At 65.8% G+C, this 4983-nt stretch carries 5 protein-coding genes; all 5 read left to right on the forward strand.

What is annotated here, in order from left to right; all coding sequences use genetic code 11:
• Positions 1-913, forward strand: a 913-nt coding sequence (locus JOZ76_RS07770; protein ID WP_291698044.1) for an ABC transporter ATP-binding protein, incomplete at its 5' end; no start/stop codon positions are given.
• A gap of 24 nt (positions 914-937) precedes the next feature.
• On the forward strand, positions 938-1699 hold the full coding sequence (locus tag JOZ76_RS07775) for a sugar phosphate isomerase/epimerase family protein (RefSeq protein WP_291698045.1): 762 nt from the start codon (positions 938-940) through the stop codon (positions 1697-1699).
• Positions 1700-1711: 12 nt separating this feature from the next.
• Entirely contained in the window at positions 1712-2896 is a 1185-nt protein-coding gene (locus JOZ76_RS07780) for a Gfo/Idh/MocA family protein (protein WP_291698046.1), read from the forward strand.
• Positions 2893-3948 (forward strand): sugar phosphate isomerase/epimerase family protein, encoded by a 1056-nt coding sequence (locus tag JOZ76_RS07785; protein WP_291698047.1) that lies wholly within the window; start codon positions 2893-2895, stop codon positions 3946-3948. Before JOZ76_RS07780 ends, JOZ76_RS07785 begins: the two co-directional genes overlap by 4 nt.
• 18 nt (positions 3949-3966) lie before the next feature.
• Positions 3967-4983 (forward strand): Gfo/Idh/MocA family protein (locus JOZ76_RS07790; protein ID WP_291698048.1); only part of this gene is annotated, 1017 nt, incomplete at its 3' end.

Consider the following 4983-nt stretch of genomic DNA (forward strand, 5'->3'; position numbering starts at 1 on the left):
GGGCGGCGAAATCCGGATCGGCGACCGCGACGTGACCTTTGCCGAGCCGAAGGACCGCGGCATTGCCATGGTGTTCCAGAGCTATGCACTCTATCCGCGCATGAGCGTGCGCAAGAACATGTCGTTCGGCCTGAAGGTCGCCGGCACGCCGCGCGACGAGATCGACCGCCGGCTGGCCGAGGCCGCGCAGATGCTGCGCCTCACCGAACTGCTCGACCGCCGTCCGTCAGAACTCTCCGGCGGCCAGCGCCAGCGCGTCGCGATCGGCCGTGCGCTGGTGCGCCATGCCGGCGTCTATCTGTTCGACGAGCCGCTCTCCAACCTCGATGCCCAGTTGCGCGCGGAGCTGCGGGTCGAGATCAAGCGCCTGCATGCCCGGCTCGGCGCCACCATGATCTATGTGACGCACGACCAGATCGAGGCCTTGACTCTGGCCGACCGCATCGCGGTGATGCAGGGCGGCGTGATCCAGCAGCTCGACACACCGAAGGTGATCTATCGCGCGCCGGTGAACCGCTTTGTCGCCTCCTTCGTCGGCTCGCCCGCGATGAATTTCATTCCCGGCCGGATCGCGCGCGACGGCGATGCGACTTTTGTCGCCGGCGAGAGCCGGTTCAGCCTCAAGGCCTACGCCTTCCGCGGGGCGCCCAGCGAAGCGCCGGCCGTGCTCGGCATCCGTCCTGAGCATATCGAGGTCACGGCGTCTGACGATCCGTCTGCTGTCTCCGCGCGCGTCGAGATGGTCGAGCCGATGGGCGCCGACAGCCTGATCTGGTGCCGTTTCGCCGACGGCACCGCTTTTTCCCTCCGCCATGACGCCGACGCGCAGGCGCAGGGCGGCGACACGCTCCCCGTCCGGTTTCCCCCCGAAGCGCTGTCGTTGTTCGATGCCAAGAGCGGACAGCGCGTCTAACCTCCTGCCTTCGAAAGCCCCGACATGACCAAGCCGATCGACCGACTTTCCATCCAGCTCTATTCCGCCCGCTCGATTGAACCACTCGAAGCGCAATTCGCGCTGATCGCGGGCCTCGGCTACAAAATGGTCGAGCCATGGGGCGGCCTGTTCAATGAACCCGAGACCTTGAGGCGGCTCCTTGATGTCCATGGCATGACGGCGCCGAGCGCGCATGTCGCGCTAGACCGGCTGCGCGCGGACGCGGTCGGCACCACAAAGCTCTGCAAGAGCCTCGGCATCGAGACCATTTTTGCGCCCGCGCCGCCGCCGGGCGAACGCGAGGGCGGCGAGAAGGAATGGCGCGGCATCGGACGCGAATTGAACGAGATCGAAAAGGCCGTCACCGGCGAGGGGCTTCGCTTCGGCTGGCACAACCATCACTGGGAATACGGCACGACCGATGGCGGCACGACCTATCTCGAATGCCTGTTCGAGGAAGCGCCCGGCCTCGTCTGGCAGGCCGATCTCGCCTGGATCGTGCGCGGCGGCGGCGATCCCGTCACCGAGATCAAAAAGCACGCGCAGCGCCTGGTCGCCTGTCACATCAAGGACCTCGCGCCTCCAGGTGAATGCACTGATGAGGACGGCTGGGCCGATCCCGGCCACGGTATCATGGACTGGCCGGCGCTCCGCGCCGCGATGCGCGAGGCCGGCGTATCGCTGTTCGTTGCCGAACACGACAAGCCGAACGACGTTGCCCGTTTCGCGCGCCGCGCGCGCGAGACCGTGGCCTCCTGGACCTGACGGGAGCACGCCATGGACAAGCTCGGCGTCGGCATCATCGGTTGCGGCAACATCTCGACCATCTACATGCGGAACATGCAGAACTTCCGCGATCTCAGGTTGATCGCCTGCGCCGACCTGCGACCCGAGGCCGCGCAGGCGCAGGCGGCAGAGTTCGGCATCGAGGCACTGTCGATCGAGGCGCTCTTGGCGCGTCCTGACATCCAGATCGTCGTCAACCTCACCACCCCGAACGCGCATTTCGCGGTGAGCCACGCGGCACTCTCGGCCGGCAAGCACGTGTTCGTCGAGAAGCCGATCACGGTGGAAGCCAATGACGCCGCGACCCTGGTAGCGGAGGCCGCGCGTCGCGGCTTGAAACTCGGCTGCGCGCCGGACACTTTTCTCGGCGCCGGAGGGCGGCTGGCGCGCGAGCTCGTCGATTCCGGGCGCATCGGAAAAGTGCTTTCCGGCACCTGCTTTTTGATGTCGCATGGGATGGAGCACTGGCATCCCGATCCGACCTTCTTCTACAAGCCGGGCGGAGGGCCGATCCTCGACATGGGGCCTTATTATCTCGCGGCTCTCATCAACCTGCTGGGGCCCGTTGCCTCGGTGCAGGGCCGCGCAAGCGCCGGGTTCGCCACGCGTCTCGTCACCTCAAAGGGGCCGATGAACGGCAAGACCATCGACGTGGAGACGCCGACGACGGTGATGTCGCTGCTGCATTTCGAATCCGGCGCCGACATCATTTTTACAATGAGCTGGGACGTCTGGAAGCACGGCCATCCGCCGATCGAGCTCTACGGCACCGAGGGCTCGCTGCGCGTGCCGGATCCCAATTTCTTCGGCGGCACCGTGCAGTATACCGAGAAGGGCGGCGACTGGATCTCGGTCGCGGCCAATGACCGGCCGTTCGGCAAGCCGAACTGGCGCGCCGCGAGCTGGGCCGAACACATGCCGAGCCAGGCCAACTACCGCTGTCTTGGCATCGCCGAGCTTGCGAGCGCTGTGCTGCACGGCACGCCGCACCGCGCCTCCGGCGCGCTGGCGAGCCACGCGCTGGAAGTCAAGCACGCCATTTTGAAGGCGAGCGTCGAGGGCGGCGAGATCAAGGTCACCTCGCGGGTCGAGCGGCCGGCCGCGCTGTCCGACACTGATGCGGCGGCGCTGTGGGGCGCGGAGGCCGGGGCGATGATGGAAGGAAGCGCGCGATGAAGATGATCAAGGGACCCGCGATATTTCTGGCCCAGTTCGCCGGCGACGCGGCGCCGCATAATTCCTTCGACGGGATTTGCGAATGGGCTGCCGCGCTCGGCTATGTCGGGGTACAGATTCCGACCTGGGACGCGCGGCTGTTCGACCTGAAAAAGGCCTCGGAGTCGCAGGATTATGCCGACGAGGTGAAGGGCATCGCAGCCCGCCACGGGCTCGCGATATCAGAGCTCTCGACCCATCTGCAGGGTCAGCTCGTCGCCGTTCATCCGGCCTATGATGCGGCGTTCGACGGTTTTGCCGCACCGGAGGTGCGCGGCAATCCGAGCGCACGCACCGAATGGGCGGTCGATCAGGTCAAGCGTGCGATCCGCGCCTCGCAGCGGCTCGGGATCACGGCGCACGCGACGTTCTCCGGCGCGCTGGCTTGGCCCTACATCTATCCCTGGCCGCAGCGTCCGCCCGGTCTCATCGAGGCCGCCTTCGACGAGCTCGCAAAGCGCTGGCGGCCGATCCTCGATCATGCCGACGAACATGGTGTCGATCTCGCCTACGAGATCCATCCCGGAGAGGACCTGCACGACGGTGTCACCTACGAGATGTTCCTGGCGCGGGTGAACAACCATCCACGCGCCAACCTGCTTTACGATCCCTCGCATTTCGTGCTGCAGCAGCTCGACTATCTCGACTACATCGACATCTATCACCAGCGCATCAAGGCCTTCCACGTCAAGGACGCCGAGTTCAACCCGACCGGCCGCCAGGGCGTCTATGGTGGTTTTCAGAGCTGGGTCGACCGCGCCGGCCGCTTCCGCTCGCTCGGTGACGGCCAGGTCGATTTCGGTGCCATCTTCTCAAAGCTGACGCAATATGATTACGGCAGCTGGGCGGTGCTGGAATGGGAATGCGCGCTAAAGCATCCCGAAGATGGCGCGCGCGAGGGGGCCGAGTTCATCAAGAGCCACATCATCCACGTCACCGAAAAAGCGTTCGACGATTTTGCCGGCGCCGGCACCGACGACGCCGCCAACCGCAAGATGCTCGGCATCTCCTGAACGCGAGGAGCAGAAGACATGGCGATCGAAGCAAGCAGTGAGGCCGCAGGTCTCCGCCGCATCCGGCTCGGCATGGTCGGTGGCGGCCAGGGCGCGTTCATCGGCGCAGTCCATCGCATCGCGGCGCGCATCGACGACCAGTTCGAGCTCGTGGCCGGCGCACTGTCCTCGGATCCGGCGCGGGCAAAAGCTTCCGCCAGAGAGATCGGGCTGGCCGACGACCGCGCCTATGGCTCCTTCGAACAGATGGCAAAGGCGGAAGCCGCACGCGCCGACGGCATCGAGGCGGTTGCGATCGTGACGCCAAATCACATGCACGCGCCGGTCGCAAAAGCATTCCTCGAAGCCGGCATTCACGTGATCTGCGACAAGCCGCTGACGACAACGGTCGCGGAAGCCGAAGAGCTGGTGGCGCTGGTCAAGCGGACGGGCAAGGTGTTCGTGCTGACCCACAATTACACCGGTTATCCGATGATCCGGCAGGCCCGCGCCATGGTCGCAAGCGGCGAGCTCGGCGAGATCCGGCTGGTGCAGGCAGAGTATCTGCAGGACTGGCTGACCGAGCGGCTGGAGCAAAGCGGCCACAAGCAGGCCGACTGGCGCACCGACCCGGCCCGGTCCGGCGCCGGCGGCTGCATCGGCGACATCGGCACCCATGCCTATAATCTCGCCTGCTTCGTCACCAACCTGGAGCTCGATTCGCTCCTGGCTCAGCTCTCGACCTTCGTCGCGGGACGGCGGCTCGACGATGACGTCCAGATCCTGTTGAAATGGAAGGGCGGCGCCAAGGGCATGCTGTGGGCAAGCCAGGTGGCGGTCGGCAACGAGAACGGCCTGACGCTGCGGGTCTACGGCACCAAGGGCGGTCTTGAATGGGCGCAGGAACAGCCGAACCAGCTCTGGTTCACGCCTTACGGAAAGCCCCGCCAGCTCCTGACCCGCGGCGGCGTTGGCGCGATCGCGGAGACCGGCCGCGTCACGCGGGTGCCATCAGGCCATCCCGAGGGTTATCTTGAAGGTTTTGCGACCATCTAT

It is taken from the genome of Bradyrhizobium sp. (genome assembly GCF_019244115.1).
In the GTDB taxonomy this organism is placed as follows: Bacteria; Pseudomonadota; Alphaproteobacteria; order Rhizobiales; family Xanthobacteraceae; genus Bradyrhizobium.

Bases quoted from the DNA above. Each gene is read 5' to 3' on its own strand.
- JOZ76_RS07775 (WP_291698045.1), top strand. From the start codon at position 938: ATGACCAAGCCGATCGACCGACTTTCCATCCAGCTCTATTCCGCCCGC.
- JOZ76_RS07780 (WP_291698046.1), top strand. From the start codon at position 1,712: ATGGACAAGCTCGGCGTCGGCATCATCGGTTGCGGCAACATCTCGACC.
- JOZ76_RS07785 (WP_291698047.1), top strand. From the start codon at position 2,893: ATGAAGATGATCAAGGGACCCGCGATATTTCTGGCCCAGTTCGCCGGC.